Annotated in this window: 32 protein-coding genes and 1 pseudogene; 16 read left to right on the plus strand and 17 right to left on the minus strand. The window is 41.3% G+C overall.

Translation table 11 applies throughout. From position 1 onward, the window contains the following. The first annotated feature begins 30 nt into the window (after window positions 1–30). Entirely contained in the window at window positions 31–2,292 is a 2,262-nt protein-coding gene (locus tag J6836_RS05600; RefSeq protein WP_219247555.1) for a TonB-dependent receptor, read from the plus strand. A 55-nt stretch (window positions 2,293–2,347) separates the two neighbouring features. Here J6836_RS05600 and xseA read toward each other — a convergent pair whose 3' ends face one another. After that, entirely contained in the window at window positions 2,348–3,724 is a 1,377-nt protein-coding gene (gene xseA / locus J6836_RS05605; RefSeq protein ID WP_219247557.1) for an exodeoxyribonuclease VII large subunit, read from the minus strand. Between the two features lie 171 nt (window positions 3,725–3,895). Here xseA and guaB point away from each other — a divergent pair, with 171 nt between their 5' ends. The 3 genes from guaB to J6836_RS05620 all read left to right on the plus strand — a co-directional run bounded on the left by guaB (window position 3,896) and on the right by J6836_RS05620 (window position 8,448). Further along, entirely contained in the window at window positions 3,896–5,362 is a 1,467-nt protein-coding gene (guaB, locus tag J6836_RS05610) for an IMP dehydrogenase (RefSeq protein WP_219247559.1), read from the plus strand. A gap of 84 nt (window positions 5,363–5,446) precedes the next feature. Then, window positions 5,447–7,024, plus strand: a complete 1,578-nt coding sequence (guaA, locus tag J6836_RS05615; protein ID WP_219247561.1) for a glutamine-hydrolyzing GMP synthase — start codon at window positions 5,447–5,449, stop codon at window positions 7,022–7,024. A 218-nt stretch (window positions 7,025–7,242) separates the two neighbouring features. Continuing rightward, the gene (locus tag J6836_RS05620) at window positions 7,243–8,448 is read left to right on the plus strand and encodes a tyrosine-type recombinase/integrase (RefSeq protein ID WP_219247563.1); all 1,206 of its coding nucleotides are present in this window, start codon (window positions 7,243–7,245) and stop codon (window positions 8,446–8,448) included. Window positions 8,449–8,453: 5 nt separating this feature from the next. On the opposite strand, the gene J6836_RS23080 is transcribed toward J6836_RS05620, so the two are convergent. The 16 genes from J6836_RS23080 to J6836_RS05700 all read right to left on the minus strand — a co-directional run bounded on the left by J6836_RS23080 (window position 8,454) and on the right by J6836_RS05700 (window position 17,482). Next, complete coding sequence (locus tag J6836_RS23080) at window positions 8,454–8,639, minus strand: hypothetical protein (RefSeq protein ID WP_117162283.1); 186 nt, start codon at window positions 8,637–8,639, stop codon at window positions 8,454–8,456. Next, window positions 8,632–9,285: an MT-A70 family methyltransferase gene (locus J6836_RS05630; protein WP_219247565.1), complete on the minus strand. Its 654-nt coding sequence runs from the start codon at window positions 9,283–9,285 to the stop codon at window positions 8,632–8,634. Before J6836_RS05630 ends, J6836_RS23080 begins: the two co-directional genes overlap by 8 nt. Further along, window positions 9,282–9,521 (minus strand): hypothetical protein, encoded by a 240-nt coding sequence (locus J6836_RS05635; RefSeq protein ID WP_219247567.1) that lies wholly within the window; start codon window positions 9,519–9,521, stop codon window positions 9,282–9,284. The genes J6836_RS05630 and J6836_RS05635 overlap by 4 nt, the downstream gene beginning before the upstream one ends. Beyond that, the gene (locus J6836_RS05640; protein ID WP_219247569.1) at window positions 9,511–9,672 is read right to left on the minus strand and encodes a hypothetical protein; all 162 of its coding nucleotides are present in this window, start codon (window positions 9,670–9,672) and stop codon (window positions 9,511–9,513) included. Before J6836_RS05640 ends, J6836_RS05635 begins: the two co-directional genes overlap by 11 nt. Window positions 9,673–9,699: 27 nt before the next feature. Further along, the gene (locus J6836_RS05645; RefSeq protein ID WP_219247571.1) at window positions 9,700–9,912 is read right to left on the minus strand and encodes a hypothetical protein; all 213 of its coding nucleotides are present in this window, start codon (window positions 9,910–9,912) and stop codon (window positions 9,700–9,702) included. Next, entirely contained in the window at window positions 9,902–10,171 is a 270-nt protein-coding gene (locus tag J6836_RS05650; protein WP_219247573.1) for a hypothetical protein, read from the minus strand. Before J6836_RS05650 ends, J6836_RS05645 begins: the two co-directional genes overlap by 11 nt. After that, window positions 10,171–10,704 (minus strand): hypothetical protein, encoded by a 534-nt coding sequence (locus J6836_RS05655; RefSeq protein ID WP_219247575.1) that lies wholly within the window; start codon window positions 10,702–10,704, stop codon window positions 10,171–10,173. Before J6836_RS05655 ends, J6836_RS05650 begins: the two co-directional genes overlap by 1 nt. A gap of 15 nt (window positions 10,705–10,719) precedes the next feature. Next, window positions 10,720–11,079 (minus strand): hypothetical protein, encoded by a 360-nt coding sequence (locus J6836_RS05660; protein ID WP_219247576.1) that lies wholly within the window; start codon window positions 11,077–11,079, stop codon window positions 10,720–10,722. Between the two features lies 1 nt (window position 11,080). Next, window positions 11,081–11,539 (minus strand): hypothetical protein, encoded by a 459-nt coding sequence (locus J6836_RS05665; protein ID WP_219247578.1) that lies wholly within the window; start codon window positions 11,537–11,539, stop codon window positions 11,081–11,083. 16 nt (window positions 11,540–11,555) lie between these two features. Further along, the gene (locus J6836_RS05670; protein WP_219247581.1) at window positions 11,556–12,359 is read right to left on the minus strand and encodes a hypothetical protein; all 804 of its coding nucleotides are present in this window, start codon (window positions 12,357–12,359) and stop codon (window positions 11,556–11,558) included. Between the two features lie 41 nt (window positions 12,360–12,400). Beyond that, entirely contained in the window at window positions 12,401–13,195 is a 795-nt protein-coding gene (locus J6836_RS05675; RefSeq protein ID WP_219247582.1) for a DNA adenine methylase, read from the minus strand. Next, window positions 13,192–13,494 (minus strand): hypothetical protein, encoded by a 303-nt coding sequence (locus tag J6836_RS05680; protein WP_140179383.1) that lies wholly within the window; start codon window positions 13,492–13,494, stop codon window positions 13,192–13,194. The genes J6836_RS05675 and J6836_RS05680 overlap by 4 nt, the downstream gene beginning before the upstream one ends. Window positions 13,495–13,533: 39 nt before the next feature. Continuing rightward, complete coding sequence (locus J6836_RS05685) at window positions 13,534–14,634, minus strand: RecT family recombinase (protein ID WP_219247584.1); 1,101 nt, start codon at window positions 14,632–14,634, stop codon at window positions 13,534–13,536. Between the two features lie 55 nt (window positions 14,635–14,689). After that, on the minus strand, window positions 14,690–16,417 hold the full coding sequence (locus tag J6836_RS05690; protein WP_219247586.1) for a PD-(D/E)XK nuclease-like domain-containing protein: 1,728 nt from the start codon (window positions 16,415–16,417) through the stop codon (window positions 14,690–14,692). Then, window positions 16,389–16,553 carry a hypothetical protein gene (locus tag J6836_RS23085; protein WP_172767124.1) on the minus strand — a complete coding sequence of 55 codons (165 nt, stop codon included), beginning with the start codon at window positions 16,551–16,553 and terminating at the stop codon, window positions 16,389–16,391. Before J6836_RS23085 ends, J6836_RS05690 begins: the two co-directional genes overlap by 29 nt. A 329-nt stretch (window positions 16,554–16,882) precedes the next feature. Continuing rightward, window positions 16,883–17,482 (minus strand): helix-turn-helix domain-containing protein, encoded by a 600-nt coding sequence (locus J6836_RS05700; RefSeq protein WP_181488008.1) that lies wholly within the window; start codon window positions 17,480–17,482, stop codon window positions 16,883–16,885. A gap of 142 nt (window positions 17,483–17,624) precedes the next feature. On the opposite strand from J6836_RS05700, the gene J6836_RS05705 reads away from it, so the two are divergent. The 12 genes and pseudogenes from J6836_RS05705 to J6836_RS05765 all read left to right on the plus strand — a co-directional run bounded on the left by J6836_RS05705 (window position 17,625) and on the right by J6836_RS05765 (window position 22,847). Beyond that, the gene (locus J6836_RS05705) at window positions 17,625–17,846 is read left to right on the plus strand and encodes a hypothetical protein (RefSeq protein ID WP_226537964.1); all 222 of its coding nucleotides are present in this window, start codon (window positions 17,625–17,627) and stop codon (window positions 17,844–17,846) included. Between the two features lie 125 nt (window positions 17,847–17,971). After that, complete coding sequence (locus J6836_RS05710) at window positions 17,972–18,175, plus strand: hypothetical protein (protein ID WP_006658847.1); 204 nt, start codon at window positions 17,972–17,974, stop codon at window positions 18,173–18,175. Next, the gene (locus tag J6836_RS23090; RefSeq protein ID WP_219247588.1) at window positions 18,172–18,357 is read left to right on the plus strand and encodes a hypothetical protein; all 186 of its coding nucleotides are present in this window, start codon (window positions 18,172–18,174) and stop codon (window positions 18,355–18,357) included. The genes J6836_RS05710 and J6836_RS23090 overlap by 4 nt, the downstream gene beginning before the upstream one ends. A 9-nt stretch (window positions 18,358–18,366) precedes the next feature. Beyond that, window positions 18,367–19,689 (plus strand): DnaT-like ssDNA-binding domain-containing protein, encoded by a 1,323-nt coding sequence (locus J6836_RS23095; RefSeq protein WP_255586332.1) that lies wholly within the window; start codon window positions 18,367–18,369, stop codon window positions 19,687–19,689. After that, window positions 19,658–20,131 carry a replication protein P gene (locus tag J6836_RS05730; RefSeq protein WP_219247590.1) on the plus strand — a complete coding sequence of 158 codons (474 nt, stop codon included), beginning with the start codon at window positions 19,658–19,660 and terminating at the stop codon, window positions 20,129–20,131. Before J6836_RS23095 ends, J6836_RS05730 begins: the two co-directional genes overlap by 32 nt. 222 nt (window positions 20,132–20,353) lie before the next feature. Beyond that, the gene (locus tag J6836_RS23100) at window positions 20,354–20,782 is read left to right on the plus strand and encodes a hypothetical protein (RefSeq protein WP_255586333.1); all 429 of its coding nucleotides are present in this window, start codon (window positions 20,354–20,356) and stop codon (window positions 20,780–20,782) included. Beyond that, window positions 20,779–21,140, plus strand: a pseudogene (locus tag J6836_RS05740) (RusA family crossover junction endodeoxyribonuclease). The gene J6836_RS23100 and the pseudogene J6836_RS05740 overlap by 4 nt, the downstream one beginning before the upstream one ends. 80 nt (window positions 21,141–21,220) lie before the next feature. After that, window positions 21,221–21,478, plus strand: coding sequence for a hypothetical protein (locus tag J6836_RS05745; RefSeq protein ID WP_219247594.1), 258 nt, complete (start codon window positions 21,221–21,223; stop codon window positions 21,476–21,478). A gap of 10 nt (window positions 21,479–21,488) precedes the next feature. After that, on the plus strand, window positions 21,489–21,722 hold the full coding sequence (locus J6836_RS05750; RefSeq protein ID WP_219247596.1) for a hypothetical protein: 234 nt from the start codon (window positions 21,489–21,491) through the stop codon (window positions 21,720–21,722). A 2-nt stretch (window positions 21,723–21,724) separates the two neighbouring features. Next, window positions 21,725–22,033 carry a hypothetical protein gene (locus tag J6836_RS05755; RefSeq protein WP_219247599.1) on the plus strand — a complete coding sequence of 103 codons (309 nt, stop codon included), beginning with the start codon at window positions 21,725–21,727 and terminating at the stop codon, window positions 22,031–22,033. A gap of 33 nt (window positions 22,034–22,066) precedes the next feature. Beyond that, entirely contained in the window at window positions 22,067–22,402 is a 336-nt protein-coding gene (locus J6836_RS05760) for a hypothetical protein (protein ID WP_219247601.1), read from the plus strand. An 85-nt stretch (window positions 22,403–22,487) separates the two neighbouring features. Continuing rightward, a complete protein-coding gene (locus J6836_RS05765; protein WP_219247604.1) occupies window positions 22,488–22,847 on the plus strand; it encodes a hypothetical protein in 360 nt (119 codons plus the stop codon). The last annotated feature ends 6 nt before the right edge of the window (window positions 22,848–22,853 follow it).

Raw genomic sequence — 22,853 nt, forward strand, 5'->3', positions numbered from 1 at the left:
AGAAATATTGCGTTTACAGGAATGGTTTACATGAAAAATAAAATAATAATATTGAGTGCGAGTATGGTTTTTACTGGCGCTCAGGGCATTGCTTTGGCTGAAAATACACAGCAAGAAAATCAAGGCAAAGAGAAAGTTGTTAAATTTAGCCAATTAAAAGTCTCAGGTGCGCAAAAACAAACACCTTTGGTTAAGGCATTGGAAAAACCAGGTGCTTATAGCGCTGTTGGTACTGAAAATAAGTTACAAGGTATGGATAAACTCATCCGTACTATGCCCGGAACGTACACCCAAATGGATGGTAGCCAAGGCACTATCAATGTGAACATTCGTGGCCTGAGCGGGTTTGGTCGCGTTAATATGATGGTGGATGGCGTAACGCAAAGTTACTACGGTATTTCGCCTAGTCAATATACTCATGGACAACAACCCAATAATGATTTCGGCGCATTGATAGACCCTAATTTTATTGTTGAAGTTGAGGTAGAAAAAGGGCAATTAAATGGCAGTAATAGTGTGAATGCTTTAGCTGGTAGCGCAAACTTTCGCACTCTTGGTATTGATGATGTCATTTTTAAAGATAATTTATATGGACTACGTAGCAAAGGAAGTTGGGGTGATAACGGCATTGGCTATAACGGTATGGTTTCCGTTGCAGGAAAAACATTATTAAATGATGGGGATGGATATTTTGGCGGTTTAATTGCCGTCAGCGGTCACAATATTCCCGGAAGTTATAAAAATGGTGCGGGATATGACAGTAATGATTTTGCAACGGATTCAACGTTTAAACAAAAGCCTCAATCACAATTAACCAAATTAAAATATAAACCAAATGATACGCATGAATTAGAGTTTAGCGGTCGTTTTTTACAAAATAAATTAACTCGTCGTAAAATTGACAGTGAAGATTATTACCTTAAGTATAAATATACGCCATTAAATGAATTAGTGGATATTGAGGTGTTAGCAAACCACAGTAACAGCAACCAAAAGTTTGAAGGGGATTCCCTTGGGTGGGCTTTAAGAGAGGGCGGGTCTAAAAATATTGCAGATGGCCTTAATATCTCAAATACCAGCCGGTTTTCTTATGGGGATGTTGATTTTCAATGGAAAATTGGTTCTAAATTATCGAAAACGAAATACCAAAAGACAGTCAGTTCAGTTATTGATGATGACACATTAAAATATAACCCTTTTTCCCCAGAAGGCACACTGGATTTAGCCAGCGGTTATACGCAACTAGAAGCGAAATACGATATTTATACGGCGGTATTTGATTTGAATTATATGCACTACCGTTTAAAAGGTTATAAACCCGCTTGCGATGAAACTGAGAAATGCTTTCCTCAGGAAGAGGCCAATATTAACTTAAAAGAGAGTGGTTTTAACCCTGGAGTATTACTTTCTGCTGAAATCATACCTGAATTCCAGCCTTTTGTGAGTTATGCACATTCAATGAGGGCTCCAAATTCACAGGAAGTATTTTATTCGCAAAATGGCGGACAAAGTATGAATCCATTTTTAAAAGGTGAAAGAGCAAATACGTGGCAGGTTGGGTTTAACAGTTTAAAACCTGATTTATTTGTTGAAGGCGACCAATTTAATCTGAAAGCGTTGTGGTTTAATACAGAAATTAAAAATTACATTACGAGCAAGCCATATTTATTGTGTAAGCCAACAAATGCGGTTGAATTAGAATGGTGTTTGATGAACGATGATGTTTGGGACAACGAGTTTCCGAATATTACTCAAAAAAGTTATATCTATTCGAATGAAATAAAAGACGTTAATTTGCGTGGTTATGAACTACAAGCAAACTATGATGCAGGTGTATTCTATTCAATGCTTTCTTATACAAAAGAGACTGGAGACCAGCCTACGTCCATTGCGAAAACCGCAGATTTTAGTGCAGGAGATTTTACGGAACTACCTGATTATTATTTAACATTAGATACAGGTGTCCGCTTATTGGATGAAAAGTTAACATTGGGAACGACGGTAACGTGGACTGGGCCATCCAAACGTATTGGTGTTGAATCTATTGTAGATAATGAAGGGAATGCTTTAAAAGATAAATATGAAAAGCAGCCAACAGTGATTGATTTGTACACCGATTACGAAATTAACAAAAACGTCAAATTAATGATGACAATAAACAACGTAACAAATAAAAATTATTCTGATGCACTAAACCGTTCAAATTCCACAGCAATTATGGAGGAACGTGGTAAACATAATGCGACAGCGAGAGGGCGTACCTATATGCTTGGCGGTCAGATCCGTTTCTAATTAGCATTTAAAATATGGGTTTCATCAAGTTAAATAGATGAAACCCATAAAACAGTTAATTTGTTTTTTTCGTTGAGCGTTTTGCTTTTACTTTTTCAATATGGGTAATTTCACTTTCTACCCAACCATCATTTAAGCGCGTGCGTAGTTGCTGCCCCAGCTTAACTTGAGTGGTTTTTTTCAAGACGGCGCCATCGGGCGCTTCGCTGATACTAAAGCCACGCGCGAGTGTTGCTAACGGGCTGACTGCTTCCATTTTTGAACATGCCACTGCAAAACGTTGCTTATAACTATTCACTAACTGCGTCATCATATTTTGTAGATGATATTGTGTTTGTTGCAGGTGTCGTTGTTGTTTTTGCAATTGCGGTCGTAAATCATTTTGTTGCAGGCGACGGTTGGCTCTATCAAATTTAACTGAGGCAGTTTGCAATTGACGAGTCATTGACTGAGCAAGCTTTTGTTGCAATAAATTCAGCTGATTATGTTGCCTTGCTAAACGTAATTGAGGGTGTTGCTGTTGTAAACGGTGATGGAGCTTAGCAAAGCGCTGCTGTTGCCCTGCGATGTAATAATCCATTGCCATTTCAAGGTGTTGCTGTGCTGATTTTATCTGGCGCAACATTTCTTGTTGGTTACGGCTGACCAATTCCGCGGCCGCGGATGGTGTTGGCGCTCTCACATCAGCCACATAATCGGCAATGGTGACGTCAGTTTCATGGCCTACAGCGCTGATAATGGGTAATTGGCTTGAAAATATCGCTCTTGCGACGATTTCCTCATTAAATGCCCATAAGTCTTCTAATGAGCCACCACCACGGCCAACAATCAATACATCACATTCACGACGTAAATTCGCTAATTCAATCATACGTGCGATTTGTGCAGGAGCGAGATCCCCTTGAACCGCAGTGGGGTAGATAACAATTGGCAGTGAAGGGTCACGGCGGCGAAGAATATTTAAAATATCGTGTAAGGCCGCGCCCGTTGCAGAAGTAATAATCCCCACGCATTTTGCTGGACTGGGTAACGGTTTTTTATGCTGTGTATCGAACAAACCTTGCGCACTTAGTGTTTGTTTTAGCAATTCGAAGCGTTGCTGTAATAACCCTTCACCCGCGGGCTGCATACTTTCGATGATTAACTGGTAGTCACCACGGGGTTCATACAATGTGACAGTAGCGCGCACTAAAACCTGTTGCCCATTTTGCGGGCGGAAGGTCACTCGTGCATTTTGCCCACGGAACATCGCCGCACGAACCTGCGCACGGTCATCTTTCAGCGTCAAATACCAATGACCTGAACTTGGCTGGGAAAAATTCGAAATTTCTGCGGTCAGCCATATCCGGCCCATTTGCTGATCGAGAAGTTCGCGAACAGCGAGGTTAAGCTTGCTAACAGAAAAAATTGCACTATTTTGTGATGTTGACATGTGAGCTAGATCAAATTTTAAAACAAGGACTTAATCGCTAAATACTAACCTAGCTATCAGAGTTATCAAGTAATTTTTCAAAAAAAGGCTGGAAGCAACCGATTACGGTGTGTATAATGCCGCGGCAATATTTTATACCTTTCCATAACGCTGCCTGGTGGGATATTGCCTATGTTACGCATTAAAAAAGAAGCACTAACTTTCGACGATGTATTACTCGTTCCTGCACACTCAACTGTATTACCAAATACCGCTGATCTCTCTACTCAACTGACTGCAAACATCCGCCTGAACATTCCAATGCTTTCTGCAGCAATGGATACCGTCACCGAATCTGACCTTGCAATCGCCTTGGCTCAAGAAGGTGGGATTGGCTTCATCCACAAAAACATGTCTATCGAGCGCCAAGCGGAAGAAGTTCGCCGCGTGAAAAAACATGAAAGTGGTGTTGTCACAGACCCTGTCACCGTTACCCCAGATACCACTATCCGTGAAGTGCAAGAAATGGCTGAGCGTAATGGTTTCGCTGGTTACCCTGTGGTGGCAAAAGACAATTCACTAGTCGGTATCATTACGGGCCGTGATGTGCGTTTCGTAACAGATTTAGATCAACCTGTTACTGCGGTTATGACGCCAAAAGAACGCTTAGTGACGGTCAAAGAAGGCGAAGCACGCGAAATCGTATTACAAAAAATGCATGAAAAACGCGTAGAAAAAGCCTTAGTCATCGACGATAACTTCCACCTATTAGGAATGATCACCGTTAAAGACTTCCAGAAAGCGGAACGTAAACCAAACGCATGTAAAGACGACCAAGGTCGTTTACGTGTTGGTGCTGCGGTAGGTGCTGGTGGTGGCAACGAAGAGCGTGTTGATGCGCTGGTTGCGGCAGGTGTTGACGTCTTACTGATTGACTCTTCACACGGACACTCTGAAGGTGTATTACAACGTATTCGTGAAACTCGCCAAAAATACCCTGACTTACAAATCATTGGTGGTAACGTAGCAACTGCTGAAGGCGCAAAAGCGTTGGCAGATGCTGGCGTGAGCGCAGTAAAAGTCGGTATTGGCCCAGGTTCAATTTGTACAACTCGTATCGTAACGGGTGTGGGTGTACCGCAAATTACCGCAATCGCAGAAGCGGCGGAAGCACTTGAAGGTACGGGTATTCCAGTTATTGCCGATGGTGGTATTCGTTTCTCTGGTGATATTTCCAAAGCGATTGCAGCGGGTGCTGCGTGTGTGATGGTGGGTTCTATGTTCGCAGGGACTGAAGAGTCCCCGGGCGAAACAATTCTGTTCCAAGGCCGTACGTATAAAGCGTACCGTGGGATGGGCTCATTAGGGGCAATGTCTAAAGGCTCTTCAGACCGTTATTTCCAATCTGATAACGCCGCAGATAAATTAGTGCCAGAAGGTATCGAAGGCCGTGTTGCATACAAAGGCCGCCTGAAAGAAATCATTCACCAACAAATGGGTGGTTTACGTTCCTGTATGGGGCTGACTGGTTGTGGTACGATTGACGCTCTGAGAACAAAAGCGGAATTTGTCCGTATCAGTGGCGCAGGTATTCAAGAAAGCCACGTACACGATGTGACTATCACAAAAGAATCACCAAACTATCGTTTGGGACAATAACTGATAACTTTACAGGGTGGCGTGCTGATGTCCCGCACGCTACCAATTTTTATTTTTGACTTGAATTTTTGGAATTCTCCTCAAATGACAACAAATATCCATAAGCATCGCATCCTTATCCTTGACTTCGGTTCGCAATATACACAGCTAATTGCCCGCCGTATCCGTGAAATTGGCGTTTATTGTGAACTCTGGGCGTGGGACGTTACAGAAGAGCAAATTCGAGAATTTAATCCAAATGGTATTATTCTTTCTGGTGGCCCAGAAAGTACGACTGAGACTGATAGCCCACGCGCGCCAGACTATGTCTTCAATGCAGGCGTGCCTGTATTAGGTATCTGCTATGGCATGCAAACCATGTCTATGCAACTTGGTGGCGCGGTTGAAGTTTCAGGTGAGCGTGAGTTTGGTTACGCTAACGTTGAAATTACAGAGCAATGTGAACTGTTCCGTGATATCAAAGACTCTCTCAATGAAGCAGGCAAGCCTGTTTTAGATGTGTGGATGAGCCATGGCGACAAAGTAACGGCTATCCCAGCAGACTTTAAAACCATCGCGAGCACACCAAGCTGCCCGTATGCCATCATGGCAAACGAAGAGAAAAAATTCTACGGTGTACAATTCCACCCTGAAGTGACTCACACTCACCAAGGCCTGAATATTTTAACGCGTTTCGTTAAAGATATTTGCCAGTGTGACGCATTATGGACACCTGCGGCGATTATCGAAGACACCGTTGCGCGCTTAAAAGAGCAAATTGGTGATGACCACGTATTACTGGCATTGTCAGGTGGCGTTGACTCTTCTGTTACTGCGTTACTGTTAAACCGTGCCATTGGCAAACGCTTAACCTGCGTTTTCGTCGACAATGGTTTATTACGTCTAAATGAAGCTGACCAAGTAATGGAAATGTTCGAAGGGAAATTTGACCTGAACATTATTCATGCGAAAGCCGAAGATCGTTTCTTAAACGCACTGGCTGGGATCAGCGACCCAGAAGCAAAACGTAAGAAAATTGGCCATGTGTTTATCGAAGTTTTCGATGAAGAATCATCTAAACTGCCAAACATCAAATGGTTAGCTCAAGGTACTATCTACCCAGATGTTATCGAGTCAGCGGCTTCTGCAACGGGTAAAGCACACGTCATTAAATCTCACCACAATGTGGGTGGGTTGCCAGACGATATGAAACTGGGTTTAGTTGAACCGTTAAAAGAGCTGTTCAAAGACGAAGTGCGTAAAATCGGTTTAGAGCTAGGCCTGCCTTATGACATGTTATATCGCCACCCATTCCCGGGCCCAGGTTTAGGTGTTCGTGTATTAGGTGAAGTGAAGAAAGAGTACTGTGATTTACTGCGCCGCGCAGATGCTATCTTTATTGAAGAGCTGCATAAAGCAGATTTGTATCATAAAGTTAGCCAAGCATTCACTGTATTCTTACCTGTTCGCTCAGTTGGCGTTATGGGCGATGGCCGTAAATACGACTGGGTTGTCTCACTGCGTGCCGTTGAAACCATCGACTTTATGACCGCGCACTGGGCACACTTACCATACGATTTCTTAGGCCGCGTTTCTAACCGCATCATCAATGAGGTTAGTGGCATTTCCCGCGTAGTTTATGATATCAGCGGTAAGCCTCCTGCGACGATTGAGTGGGAATAATATAGTTATTGTTGATAACAGTTTTTAGTTATCGATAAATCCAAAGGCATCAGTTAGTTACTGGTGCCTTTTTGTTTTTAACAGTCTTTAGCAGTTGACAATTGCGGATAATTTTGACGGTATATATGACGGTATCAGAAATAATAATGACTAAATTGATAACTTAATACCGTCAAATAAAACATAAAAATGACGGTATCACGCAAAGGAATACCGACGTGTTAACCGATAAAAAATTAAAGAGCTTAAAGCCTGAAGACAAGCTATATAAGGTAGCTGATCGTGACGGTTTGTATGTTGCTGTTACAAAAACTGGTTCCATATCATTTAGATATGATTACCGCTTTAATGGGCGTAGAGAAACGATAACGTTTGGACGCTACAGCGATGACGGTATTACCCTTGCAGAAGCAAGAGAAATGCTAATTGACGCCAAAAAGACGCTGAATGCAGGCGTATCACCAGCTTCACAGAAGAGAGACGGTATTACAAAGCGAAAAGTAGGGTTAACCTTGAAAGACTATACCGTCAAATATCTATCAGAAACCCGTTTCGCAGACAGCACGCTAGATATGAAGACTGCTATTGTCGAAAGGGATCTATATCCAACACTGGGTAAATTACAGCTAGAAGAAATCACGACACAAAAGGTTAGGGCCTTATGTGAAAAAATTAAAGAGCGTGGCGGCAAGGCAACGGCTTTGCAGATACGTGAAATTGTGGGCTCTGTGTTCGACTACGTTATTGATCGTGGTTATGAGATAGAAAACCCTGTTAGCAGTATCAAAGCTTCTTCAATCGCTACCTTTGAGGCACGCGATAGGGCAATGACAGCTAAAGAAGTCGGAATATTTTTTAATGAGTTAGAAAATTATAGCTGTTACCCAACCCTGAAATTAGCGGTTAAGTTCGTGATATTAACGCTGGTTAGAAAAAGCGAATTTATAAAAGCGACATGGAGTGAAATAGATTTTGAGGAAAGGGCTTGGATCATACCTAAGGCGAGGATGAAAGGAAGAAGGGCGCACGTAATTTATTTATCTGAGCAAGCCTACGATATTCTCATTGGCTTAAAGGCCTGTGCTATGGGGAGTGAATATTTGATACCGGGTAGACATGATATTAGCAAGCATATGTCTAATGCGTCATTAAACAATGTGATCACTGGTGTTATTAAGCGTATTAATGATAAAGGGATTAATTTTGAACCGTTGACAGTCCATGATTTGAGAAGAACAGCCAGCACATTACTACATGAGGCTGGCTTCAATTCTGACTGGATAGAGAAGTGTTTAGCCCACGAACAAAAAGGCGTACGTGCTGTTTATAACAAGGCAGAGTATGCAGAGCAGCGTAGCGATATGTTACAGCAGTGGGCTAATATGGTTGATGGTTGGATAGAAAAAGAGAGGGGTAAAATTTAAGAGATTTATTTTTCTGAGCCTAAAACTTTTGTGGCCAGTAAAGTTGATAGCATCGATGCACCAACCACCAGCCAAAATACGGAATAAAAAAGCCGCTCTATAATTACAGGGCGGCTATCGTTTTCTGCACCAATTACAGAGAAAACATATCCTGCAATCCATGCGTATGCTATCAAAATGAACTCAATCAATGATGGTCTCCTTAGGTTTAAATTGTGGCCCAGTAAATTCAATGCTGTTATTCGGGCATTCATTGCCCCAAGCATCCCAACCTTGTGACATGTCACGCGCAAATAATTCTATGCGATTAACGTCACCGTATAATTGTTCAAGCCTATTTTTAACCTCCCATGGCTTTTGACTATGTTCGCCTAAGCAACTAAACACAATTTGTTTAACGCTGGCACTCATACGCTCTATGCCGTTGCCGCGAGTGGCGATTAATACATCCTCGCTATTGGCTCTGGTGTAGTTGCCACCATTCATTTTTGTTTCGGCATTAAGTAGATCCAGCATGTCATGCCAATCAAACAAAGTGCCATTTTGTAGGGCCTTATCGAAACGCTCATGAGCCAATGAATTAAACTTAACCCATGTAAATGCCTTTGATGTGCGTACAGTAAAACCCCACGCTTTGGCTAGCTCAAACGCTTCTTGCACAAAGTTACCTGTGTACCACATGGCAAGCACTGCATCATCTTCGGCAATGGTATGAACGGGTAGGTGTTTTAAATCAAAAAGGCTGGTGGTTTGGTAGTGGTTATTTGCGGCACCGTTGGAAACTTTATTGCTGTATTGCCAAGGGGGATCACAATAAATAAGATTATATTTTTTCATTTATACAACCCTGTTTCTTTAGCTGCTTTTTCAACATCATCATGAAATACAGTTAATCGGTTAATTAAATCCTCAGTTGGTTCAGTAGCGTTAATTACTTCTTTCCATAGTGCAGTGCATCTTATTTGAAGCTTTCCTCCAATTTCAGCGTTACGTAATCGAATCATCCCAGTATCTTGCGCATCCCAATTTAACCGAGTAAATAATGAATTAAGTATTTTTTGCTTATCTTTCACGAATCACCTCACCACAAATTATCTCAACATCCCGCACCTGCATTATCTGCATAGCACGGCTCTCGCATTCTTGCTGTGTGTATATTTGCTCAGATACAGGCACAGCAGAACCCTGTGTTACAAGCAGTAATACATATCCGATTATTTGCATGGTTATTTATCTATGTTGTTTGATTCTTTATTTAGCCCACTCTGGTTTCTCTGAGCCCATATACATATCATAAATAGTTCCTTGGCATTTTACGCAAGGCTTAGTTATTACATCGCCTTTGCCGCTGGTAATATTTCCGCATTTACAGCATCGTTGCCAATATTGCATTTCATGCTCATACTGACCTTGAACTTTAAATCCAGCTAATTCAAGTGCGCTTTTTATAATTTTAATTGCCATTTTTTATTTTCACTCCGTTGCTGATTAATGCTTGATTAACTAAATCTTCGTCGTAGCACCAAGTTTCATTTGCAATAAATGACTCTGGTAATTCAATTTCAAAACTCTCGCGTGATGCTTGCCAGCTAATCCACATTAAATCAACGTCACGGTCAGCGTAATTTAATCCGTTATTTGCAAGTTTAAGTTTTGATTCAAACTCTGATGGGTCGCTAAGTTTCTTTATTGTTTCTTCAAATTGCTGCCTTGATTTATCCATCACTCCACCTTTAATTGTTTAAGTGCTTCACGAATTACATTAAGGCGTGATTCCATTCGCCAATAATCTGGATTTTCTTGTTTAGGCCAACTAACGGAATAAGGGTCTCCATTGAACAGCTTTTCATATGTAATTCCAATCCTTGGGAAAAACATATCATGCATTATATCTTCGCTATATTCGACATCATCAAACATGCTACGCGCATCAAATTCATCTATAATTCCTTTTCTGCGACACCGCATTATTTCTTTTTTAACAAAAGCAATATTTTCTTCATTATCGGCATCAACTTCCCTGTCTAAACTTGGGTCTAAATAACCAATCCAGTATTGATTTGTTATCCATAATAAAAAATCGGTTAGGCGCATACCCATGCCACCCCAGTAGCATGACCACGATTCACTAAACTCACTGATAGTCACACGGCCTTGGCGGTTGTCGCCGTAATCTTCAAGATAGACGTGAATAGGGTCGTGATTTTGAACATTTGAGATAACAAGTTTCTTTATTTTTGATTGTTCCACTTTCATATTCATTCCTGAGAGTTAGTGGCGATTCTTTAGCCCGTAGTAATAACCACGCTTTAACCAGCGGTATATTTTCTTAACTGCACCGGGCTTAGCTCTAATTTCTTCGTTAATATACAGACGTCCAATTTTATTGAATGGCAAACCTGTACAGCCATGATTAGCGCCATCATTGATAAACAACCAACGATAGTTTTCTAGCCATGCATTTGAGTTACATTTAGGGCATGGGATAGTTTCCATTGGTTCGTATAAATTTCCGCTACCATCACAAGCATCCAAATCCCACAAATAACCATCAATACATTGACTATCAATATAGTGAGCACCGAAGTCATAGCCTTGGTAATCACAGGCGTGTTGAATTTTTTTCTTCATGTCAGCCACCTAGAGTAAGCACGTTACGAATTTTGTTATAGATAAGGCTAGCTTCAGGATCTTCCTTGCACATCATAGAATATTGAAAGGCGGCTTTTTCGGCGGCACCGATAGCATCTTTCACCATTTTAAGCTGAGTATCTTTTTCCTTATCGGCTAGCTGGCGAAGCCACATGCACACAGGGCCTTCTTCAGTTTCATAGATACCGCCAACAAACCATCCACGACCTTCTGGTTTGCTAGGATTCCAATCTGAAATACTAATGTCACCATTTTCAAAATATCTTTCGTAAATAGGGTGATAGCAGCTAATATCACCCTCCATAAATGTTAATGAATGGTCTAACTTATTTTTATTCATCCATTCTTTAACTATTTCACTAGATTCTGTTTCTGGAATTTGAGAATGAAACCAATAGCCATTTTCATCGCGTTCTACTAATTCAGGTTTAATAGACATAATTTTTACCCCTCAATTAATAATCATTGCAGTAGCAAATATCTTCTGGTGACTCATCCCAAACTAATAAGCTGCCGCCGTAATAAAGTGCACCAACAAGGCGCTCAAACTCAGAACGGAACTGAAAAACTTGCTTACCAAGCGTGTCATGGTTTTCAAGCTCACCAGCGTATAGGCTGTAAACTGGATACCCATCATGCATAACTGCTACGTCTTCACGCATTTCTCTAGTGGTTTTTTGATGGAAGCTAAGGTAGGTATCGCACTGATGATATTTTTCTTTGCTTCTATGGCCGTATGAAGAGTTGCTAGTTGGCTCTTTCTCCAAGCCGATATGAAAAAATCCTTTTTCCCATGTATATTCTCCCTCGGAAATAACCACTAGTGGTCTTCCCCAGCCCTCATGAGCCGCTTCTTCTTGATATTGATCTACGTATGCTCTCCAAAGGTCAGATGCTTTGATATATTTTGGAATTTCATGTGATTTGATAAAGTTCAATACCAAATCTTTCATGCCGTTAACCATTTGCTCGCTGATACCATTCATTTCCCATTGGCTAGAAAGCTCTTTAGCCATCAATAGGTTATATTTAGGCAGGTCGACCACTTCACTAATATTTTCAGGAAGTGCTGATTCAAGCGCTTTCTTAACTCGGTCAGGAAAATTTCCCCAGCTAAAAGTATCTTTAATTGCTTTTTCATAAAGACTTTTAACATGAGTACGGATCATTTCTGCATACTCGGGTGATTTTTCAAACTCAGAACAATGTTTAGCTATATCGCTGGCTAGGCTGTCAGCAATAGTGTTGTTATCTTTCATGGTTATTACCTAATTGGTTAGTTAAATCACATAAGGGAGGATTAGTAATTCATCCACAGGCACTCTGTTCTGGTTCCAGTGCCACGGCCTGCGGAAATACGGGATTGTTTTGTTGCCTTTCGCCAGCTTGATAATTCATCGTTGTACAACTCTGATTCATAACCACTGATAGCAACCATGCCAGATACTGATTTAAGTACCTGCAGTAATTCATGGTGTTGATCGGTGGTGAGTTCAAAGTTGTAATAACGATTTCGCATTACTCTGGTGGATGGAACATAGGGGGGGTCTACATAAAACAAGGTATCAGCGCTGTCATGCTGCTTGATTAATTCAGTTGCTGGTTTGTTTTCTATGATCACACCTTGCAACCGACTGCATACAGCGGCTAGGTTTTCAGGGTATTTAGCCCAAAGATGTGAAGCCGTTGCATACTTGCGCTTACTATCAGAGCGGAAACCTGATGTTCCACCTGATGAAGCTGCGGAACCAAAACCCATACAAGCACGAACAACCATTCGCCTAGCGCGTTCAATGGGGTCATTGATTTGAACTCTGGCCAGCTCGAATTCATCACGTGAATAGGGTGTTAAGTAGCAAGCATGTTGTAGCTGTTCATTCATTGCTTTATCACGCAACACCTGAAATAAATTAACTACCTCGCTATCTAAATCGTTATACACCTCAGCGTAGCTAGGCTCTTTTTGCATTAGAACACCAGCCGCGCCCCCGAACGGCTCAACATAACAACGATGATCAGGTAAGTGGCTAATCACCCATTTAGCTAATCTAAACTTGCTACCGTGGTAACGTATTGCTGGATGTTTGATAGTCATTGCTTGGCCTTTTTAGCACCAGGTGCTTGTCTGGCTTGCTTTATGTTTTCTTCGTCTTCTTTGTACATGGTTGGATTGGTGATGCAGTCATCTAAATAAGCGTTTACCTCATCCAATAAGTAAACATGCTTGCGTGGGGCTAGATAGATTTTTCTTAGAATACCTTCTTTATCACGGCTATCTAATGCCGTTCTACCCAAGCCAGTTACTTTTTTAACTAAGTCAGAAGAAATAACTTTCCCAATGGTACCGATTTCTTCTATGCCAATAATTTCTAATTTTAATGATTCTAAATTCATAATTTCCCCTAAGGTGGGGCTAACCCCACCACAAGTTTATTATTGGTATTCGTCTTTCATGTCGTTCAGCGTCAAACTGAATGAATCGAACAGCTCATCACCAAGCTTGCGTTTGTTGGCATTAAGGAATTGAACAACCTTTTCGAAAGCTGCTTTAGCTTCTGGTGAGCCACCAGCAGGTAGGCTGTTAATTTGTGCTTCAAGATTGTTGCGTGAATCAACACGGTGATAAGCCTGTTTAGCTTTATTGGTGAGTTCGGTATATAAAGAGGTACCCATAACTGATTTAAGCTCTTCAATCTGGCTACGGATAGCTTTGAACTGCTCCAATGTCTCAGCGTTACTGATTGCTTGGCGCATTTCATCAGGGTTAAAGCCATCATCAACAATTTCACCTGTGATTACATTGCTGTCGCCGCTGGTGGCTTCGTGATGCTGCTCAGGCTCATTTTGCTGAGTGATTTCATTAAGACTTACACGCTCTTTTTGTGGCGTAACATCTTTGATTGGTGCATCTGGTAGCTCATCGTGGGTATAAACGCCTAGAATCACTTCAGGGCAATAGAGACGAGCCCAATATTTAACAGCTAGATAAGCAAGTTGTTGTTTTGGATTTGTTGACCATAAAGGTGAATTGCGAGTAACCACACTGGATAGATAAATGCGTTCTCCCCATGTAATTTCGCTATCACCACGTAAAATAGCGCCTACACGTATCCATAATCCGTGTTCGTCGGCATCGGTCCAATCACGAACACGGAACGAATAATCTTTACCGTTTCGATTTTTAGTAAGCTCTTTGCTTTTGGTGAGTTTTTCCCATCCACCTTCGCTATATTCATAATGAAAACGACCATGAATAGCGGTTGAAGTAGAAACTAGGGAGTTAATTAATTGAGCTTCATAACCAAGGACGCCATTAACGGTATATGTTTTTTGTGCAACAACAAAAGGGTTCATATCCCATTGTATTGCCTGCATGACAATAGCTAAGCAGTCAGATGATTTACCCCTTAAATGGTCTGGTACGGTAACTGTTCCCTCAGCCATTAACTTAGAAAACTCAACTAAGCTTTGTAGTTTGTCAGGGCTAAACATGACTAAGTTATTACTTTGATTGATGGTTGCCACTTCTGACATGATGATTACCTCTAAATTGATAAGCGCCACGCAGTAAGCAGGGCGCCAGAATGGATTAAGCTTCTTCTAATTGAAGTTCTTCTAACTTGCGTGTTTCAAAGTCAGTAAGATTAATGGTGAGTGTTTCGGTTACCGGGGCAGGCCATACACCAGTATTCATTGAGTTATTGATATCACGCAGCGTCTTTTTGTACTCCAAGCGGCCTAGCTCTAATAACTCTGGTGAGGCTTCGACGATTGCAACCCAGTGGTAATGAGGATCAGAGTTAACGAATATCCAATAAAACTGGTCAAGTTGTGCGATATCGGAATACATACCTGCACTGATGTGATAATCACGATTAAGTATTTCTCTACGGATCATCGATGTAATTGCATCTTGCTTAAATCGACCAAGAGAGACGGATTTCAGGTCAAAACCAATTCGATGGTTATCATTCAGTTGAATTTCAATATCTGGCCTAACTCTTGTTTCAAGCCCTGTATCATCGTCAACACCGTAATAGCTAACTTCTGATACTCGGTTTGGATGATTGATTAATGCGCTAGCTTCTGGATGATTCATTACAGCATCACGCATGTCTTTGGCGGTTTGAAAATCAATTGTTTCAACTTGAATTTTTGTTTCGTCACCTCGCCATGCGCTGATTAAATCATCTTCAAATACTGCATCTGGATTAATCGCTTTAATTGATGCTGCAATTTCTTCTTTTTTGCCTGATTTTTTAAGAGGTTCAGGTTTACTGGTTTCCTCGCCCCATAAATCAGGGTTAATTGAGTAAATTTGATTGAGTAAAAAATCACGGCTACCAGATGTTTTTAATGGCTCTGGTAGTGTTGCGTTAAACTCTTTAATACATGCTTTCATTGCGGCAGCGGTGTGCTTATCTGATTCAGGTATCTTTCTGAATTCATCAGGTAAATCAGCATACAACCCTCCAATTTCCTCTACTGAACCAGATAACGGTAACGGTGCTGGTAGTGTTGCGTTATGAGCTTCAATTATTGCTTTTAGCTCGTCAGTGCTACGTGGTTGGGGTAAGCCAGCATTGTATTCATCAATCCATTTCGTCATGGAGTCAGTGTTTGTAAATGCTCCCTCTGGAATTTCAGGACGAACACTGAATTCAGTGCCGAACTTTTCAGGCTCCATCGTCAATGTATGAAACGCGCTACCTAAATCAAAACAGCGTTTATTTTCACGAATAATGATTTTGCTTACGTGTCTGAGGTTGTAATACATCAGGCTTATACGAGCATCTTTCAGCATTGAACTACTGATACCGTTTGAGCTGTGATAAACATCATTAGGGATATCAGGGTAACGCCCAGGTTCAAAGTAAGGTGGTTCATTTACGGGGCATTCTTTAATAATTTCCGGCTCAGTATTACCATTTTGTTTATCTTTACTGGCGTGAGTAATTACATCAGGCTTAGCAGGTTCGGTAACTTCTTCTTTGTCAGGTGAAACTAAAGATTGGAAATATTTCTTGCGGTCAACATTAGAACGGAATTTATCAGGGTTCTTAATGACATGAATGTAAGCGTTGATAATGTCGTTATCATGCAGAAACATCAGCTTTGGCGTTGATGTAGTGGTAATGCTTAACTCAAAAGCTACCTTTTCGAACTGCTCAAACTCTTCGCTGGTGGCTGTTTTGTTTAAGTGATTAGTTAGCTTATCAATATTTTCAGGCGTGTTAATGTCATTAGCCATTAAGATTGCGCTAACAATATTGCTTAACTTGCGCTGTTCAAATTGCTCTTGTTCTTGATTGCTCATTAGATAATTCCTTGTCGGTTTGAATTGCTATCCAAGTGACGAAAGCCCACTCGATACCATCTTTAAAGTTTATGAACTCTTGTCTTTTTCCACGTACGATAAATACATGAAAACCATTTTCGATAAAAAACATCATTTCAATCACCTTTGATAAACAAATTGTTTATGTTTGTGGCGTGAAAAAAATCCAGCTAAAACAGCTAGATTGATTAATATTGTCACTGTCCAAATCTTGCATTCCGAATCTACGGGTTAGCTAAGACATTCTGCGGCTCACAGAATTTAGGAGTGTGATAGCCATTCTGTATTGTTAAAGAGCGTTAACCTTGTGGGTTAATATGAGATAAAGAATAAACCATAAAAGACAGTTGTCAACTGTTAAAAACAAACAAATAACCAATATGTTTATCTTTTCTGTAAATAAAAAAGCCAGCTCGAGGCTGGCTGTAAATGTAATGCTTTGTTTTACTTTTCGTTTTTACTAATTATGAACTCAATAAAGTCTTGTATCTTTTCTTTCTCACATAATGGCAATGCAGCAAATTTTTTATGATCGTAATGAAGAACATCTGAATCATCTTTAGACATTAGTAGTTCATATGGTTTACGGCCTAAGGCTTCCGCAATAGCAGCAACGCTATCAACAGTAGCACTGGACTCATTTTTAATAATTCGGTTTACAGTTGCTTGACCCAAGCCTGATTTAACTGATAACTGAGCCTGTGATTTAAAACCATCAATTAGCATGAATGTTGTGATGTTATCACCAAGTATGCGCCCAATGTCGGTAGGCTGGCGGGCTAATTCGTCTGCAATCTGTTCAGCAGGGACATTCAAGTGATCCTTGTCCATATAGTACTTAGGCAGCTTAGTAAGGTGCTCAATCTTTCTGGCAATAGGATCGCTAAGCGAACGATGGCTTTTCATGTCAGAGGACATTAAATAACGAGAAATAACATTAGGAGCACAACCAAGCGCTGCCGCTAGGCTCTTCTGTTTCCCTTCGTAATGCTTTTCTATCACAAAGACAAGGTTGTCTCTTCTGATATCCTGAATGCTTTTCACTGTATTTTTCCCTTGCGTTTATTTTGTTCGATATTGTTTATTCTGTTTATCTATTAAATATCAAATTAACCCTTTAGGTAAATTACCGATTTGGTTATCATGATTTGAAATTGTGAGTCGGTTTATCTTTATGGTGGTTGATATGAAAGATTTTAACTTCAAAATATTCTGGAATGGTCTATCTAAACGTGAGCGCCAGCAATTTGCAGACAGCGCAAATTTGACCGTTCAGTATGTTTCTATCCATCTGCGCTATTGCAGTCGTAGCGTATCATTACAGACAGCAAAGAGATTGCAGAAGGCTCTTAATACATTCGGAATAGAGCTAACGTTAGACCAAATAGCAGACAAATTTATGAAGTAAATCACACTAGGCCGCGAAAGCGGTCTTTTTATGATTAACCGGATAAACAATAACGCTTAAATGGTTGATTATTTTTTCTGTAGCGTATAATCTTACTGCACACATAACTGTAATGGGGGTTTTCAATGAAAGTTATTAGTAGAAAAGAAGCCGCAACTAATGGGTTGTCTCGCTTTTATACGGGTAAAGCCTGTGTTCATGGGCATATTGCAGAGCGTTTTGTAAGTAATGGTGTTTGTGTTGAATGTGCTGCAAAGCACGCTGCAAATTACCGTGAAAGTGTTAATAGCATTCTCAAGCAGGCAAGAGAAATGGGGGTACAGGCATGAAAGCACGTATTAATGAAAACGCCACAATTATTATTGAGCTTGAAACAGATGAAGAAGTAGCGCTGTTAAGGTTATGGCATCAACTTAACTATTCAGAAAACACAACTTACTGTGAGCTAATCAATACTAGCTGCCTTGCATCAATTGAAATAGACGGAATTAGTGATAACGCTACGGCGTAGAGGTGGCCTATGTCTACATATAAATGGCTTAGGCTCTGGCATGACATGCCTAACGATCCTAAATGGAGAACAATTTCAAGGGCTTCAAAGCAGCCAATTGCATTAGTTCAAGCTGTTTACATTCATCTTCTTGTTGATGCGTCACAGAATGTCACGAAATGTCACGATGGGTCACAACGCGGTCACGTGACAGTCACGATTGAAGATTTAGCAAGTGCGCTGGATGTTGAAAATGAACAGATTGAAGCTGTTTTAAATGCCATGCAGGGACGTGTTTTAGATGGTTCGAAAATTACTGGTTGGGAGAGCCGCCAGCCAAAAAAGGAAGACTTAGGAAACGCAGAAACAGGAGCAAAATCAGCAGCTCAGCGAAAAAGAGAGCAACGCGAAAGAGAAAGAATTCAAAGAGAGGAAGAGCAAAATAAAAATGCAGGTCACGAAGATGTCACGAAATGTCACGATGGGTCACAACGCGGTCACGTGACAGTCACGATTGAAGATTTAGCAAGTGCGCTGGATGTTGAAAATGAACAGATTGAAGCTGTTTTAAATGCCATGCAGGGACGTGTTTTAGATGGTTCGAAAATTACTGGTTGGGAGAGCCGCCAGCCAAAAAAGGAAGACTTAGGAAACGCAGAAACAGGAGCAAAATCAGCAGCTCAGCGAAAAAGAGAGCAACGCGAAAGAGAAAGAATTCAAAGAGAGGAAGAGCAAAATAAAAATGCAGGTCACGAAGATGTCACGAAATGTCACGATGGGTCACAACAAGATAAAGATAAGAATAGAGATATAAAAGATCCTCTCTCTAATGCGCGGGAAGATAATTTTCAATCTAATCCGAATGCTAATAATTCTATCTTGAACGGTCGTGTTCCTGCTGGTGGTTTTGGTGTGAATGATAAATTTGTGATGTATCACGGTTGGGAGCCTGATCAAGACTTCACCCAAAAGGCTGCGTACTGGGGAACGATACTCAAAGAGCCGTTACAGCCTCATGAGCTAGCCGAGTTTATAACCTACTGGGGGGCAGAGGGAAAAGCCAAAACACACGAGCAATGGGAACTAGCCCTTGCTAATGGTCTGAAACGCAGTCGATTGAAAAATGAAAAGGTGGTGAAAAATGGGGCAGGTCAGAGAACTAAGATCGATAGCCAATTCGCAGGAAAGCCAAAAGCGATGCAGGAATTCTTACAACACGTCCTCGATAAATACGGGCAAGACGCTGTTGACGCTTTGGTTGAAGATGATCGAAATCTACGGCGACAAATGGAAGAACAAAAATGGCACGGAACCGTCATTGATGTGGAAGCAAGCGCTAAGCGCATTGAGTGACCAGCAACTGGACGGACTGTTTAAATTCTGTATCGACCGCTGCATGAATGGTAATCCATGGCCACCAGAGTTATCAGACGTGATTGTCGCGTTATCTGGTGAAGCGGCTAAGCATAATCCCTTTGGGCTTGATCCTGACGAACAGCTTAGAGATTTTTTAACCTACTGCGCTAAGCGCAATAACTACCAGAGCGCTGAAATGTACCCGTTCAAACACCCGGTTCAATACTGGATGTTTACAGACCTAAGGACGAAGATGATTGACCTAAGGCTAACTGAGGTTGAATGTGAGAAGCGACTAGACAAAATGTTATCACAATGGACTGAGCGAGTTAGAAAGGGCGAAAAGGTACCAGAGCCAACACTGACACTTACCGATAAATCAAAACCTCGTCCTGCTTGGATGGATTTAATTGAAAAAAGTAAACAACGGAGACAATAAGATTCAAAGGTTATCAAAATTGTTGGCAGGATTAACATACAGGCGCTTTTGATATACAGGATGATAAATCCCATAGGTTGAATGTGAAAATCAAATGTAGAGCGTTACAGAGCGTTTTAAAGGGTGGTAAGAAAATTGATTCTTACTAATTTTTTATGGTTGAAAAGATAAACAATTTGTTTATATTAACCGTGTGGGTTAATCGAATTCGAGGTAATGGTTATGTTATTTCAGGATAGGGTAATAGAGCTACTCAAAGGTGGTCAAAGCATGTCGTTAAAAGCGATTAGAGACCATTTCGAAAGCAACGGTATTAAGGTTCCATATTGCACCGCAAAGGATGCTTTGAACCAACTGGAACAGTTTAATGTTGTTTTATTGGTAACCGTTGAAGAGGGCGGTATTAGAGCATTTGGTTACAAGCTGAATGATAACTATGAGGCTGGATTAGCCAGACAAGCTAGCAGTAGTCAACGCCACAAGGTGAGAACCAGTAAATCAAGCAAGCCCAAGAAAATCAAAGTTCCTGTTGTGGTACCTGAATATGGCCCATGGCGCCAAACAGGTGAACCGGCACGTTTACAAGTCATGTTTAACGAGTTACTGGCGAAGCCAAGGGCGAAGCGCATTAAGCGAGGCTTGGCGGTATGAAAACCCTTGAATATCCAATTGTGCCCGTACCTAAGCCCCGCATGACCCAGCGTGACAAATGGCAGAAGCGACCACCGTAATGCGTTATAGAGCTTTCTGTGACGAAGTAAGAGCAAGGGGCATTAACCTGCCTGAGAGCAATTACCACGTGATTTTTGTTATGCCTATGCCTAAGTCATGGAGCAAGAAAAAACAGGCTGAAATGGACGGTAAGCCCCACCAGCAAAAGCCAGACAAAGACAACTTAGAGAAAGCCTTGCTGGACGCCATCTTTGACGATGATTCGCGTATATGGGATGGGCGAGTTTCTAAGGTTTGGGGAACCACTGGAATGATAACGGTAAGGTTACCGGAATAATCGACAAATCATGAACTTGTTACCAGAGGGTAAGTTTGTGAGCGGATTAACGAATCGTTGAATGAATGAGGTAAGTCCTTATGAGTCCAGAAGATTTTATTAGAAAGAACATCATCAAGAAGCTTCAAGAGCTTGATTATCAGGGGGGGGCATTACAACTTGCCGCTGATGAAGGTATCGCACATTACCGCAGATGCTCACAAGCAAGTAAACGCGGTGCCATGTTTGATGATTGCTTTCACGTAGCAAGGGTTTGGATGGATAAGTACGGCGGTAACACAAAGGCAAAACCTAAACGCCGTGGGAAAACAGTAGTTAAACAAGTTTCGTTATTTTGAGGTTAACGCCATGAACAATAAAGAATTTAAAGAAATGATGTATAAAAAACCGCATGAAATGGCTCAATGTGGTAATCCAGTGCCAGCTACAGGTAATTTGCGTGACCAGTTCGCCATGGCTGCAATGCAGGGCATTTTATCAAACGAAGCCATGATTGCGGTTGTGATTGAAGAGTCAGCAGCGTGGGTATCGCGTGAAGCTTACATAATGGCTGATGCAATGCTAGCGGCTAGGGGTAAATAACCATGGCAGATATCTCAATAAAGCATTCAAAAATTGATGATTTCCATAATGGCATTAAGCCAATGCCTAAGTTGTTCAGAGTAGTAAGTGTAGAGCTTGATGTTTTGCGTATCGGCTTTGGCAGTGACTATGGCGTCATATTTGATTGTGATACCACCGTAGTTAGATTGGTAAGGCGAGTTAAACACCGTGACGGCTGGTGTTGGCAACTGGTTAGAGAGCATAAAGACCAAGAGGAATGGGATTATTGCTTTGAGTCTGACCGTGAGTGTTTGAACAACCTGAATTGGGAATTAGGGCTGTTTTACTAAACAAACAATCGTGACATGTCACGCGAGGTAAATATGAACATCAAACAATTACAGCAGCAAATTCATGAGCAAAATAAAAAGGCTGGCTGGTGGGATAATCCACGTGAAAAAGGAACTCTACTCTGTCTAATTCACTCTGAAATCAGTGAGGCAATGGAAGGTGAGCGAAAAGATTTAATGGACGACCACTTGCCACATCGAAAAATGGCTGAGGTTGAATTAGCTGATGCTGTTATTCGCATTTTGGATTATGCACATGCATTCGGCTATGACATTGAAAGCGCTATTACTGAGAAGCTTGAATACAACAAGCACCGAGCAGACCATCAGCGTGAAAACAGAGCTAAGAGCGGCGGTAAGCAATTCTAAAGTGGAGTGGTAATTATGCTAAAAACTTACTTAATATTTGCCGTGTTCTGGTGCGTGTTCGCCGTAGCTGTAGGGATGTTATTCAATGGCTAAATCACCAGCAGAGCGCAAAGCAGCGCAACGTAAACGCCAGCGTGAAGCTGGCTTGGTTACTCCGCAGTGGCAAGTAGAAGCCGAAGAACACGAAATGATTAAGCGTAATTGTGCGTTGCGTAGACCGGGGCGCGAACCGTACGACGAATCGGAATACATTCAAATGCTCATACGTAACGATGATGCAAGGCTTAAGCGTGAAATTGCTAAGCTATCAAAACGTTGTTGCGGTAAGTGTGGAGAGCAGCTACCAGTAACTGAATGCTGTCTCTCTGGTGCCGCTGAGTGCTGGAATACTAAAGGGTGGCATGAGCTTAAATTAACCACGGTTGACAAATCACCATCAAAATAGAAATTT

The sequence above is a fragment of the Providencia sp. R33 genome (assembly GCF_019343475.1).
Classification (GTDB): domain Bacteria; phylum Pseudomonadota; class Gammaproteobacteria; order Enterobacterales; family Enterobacteriaceae; genus Providencia.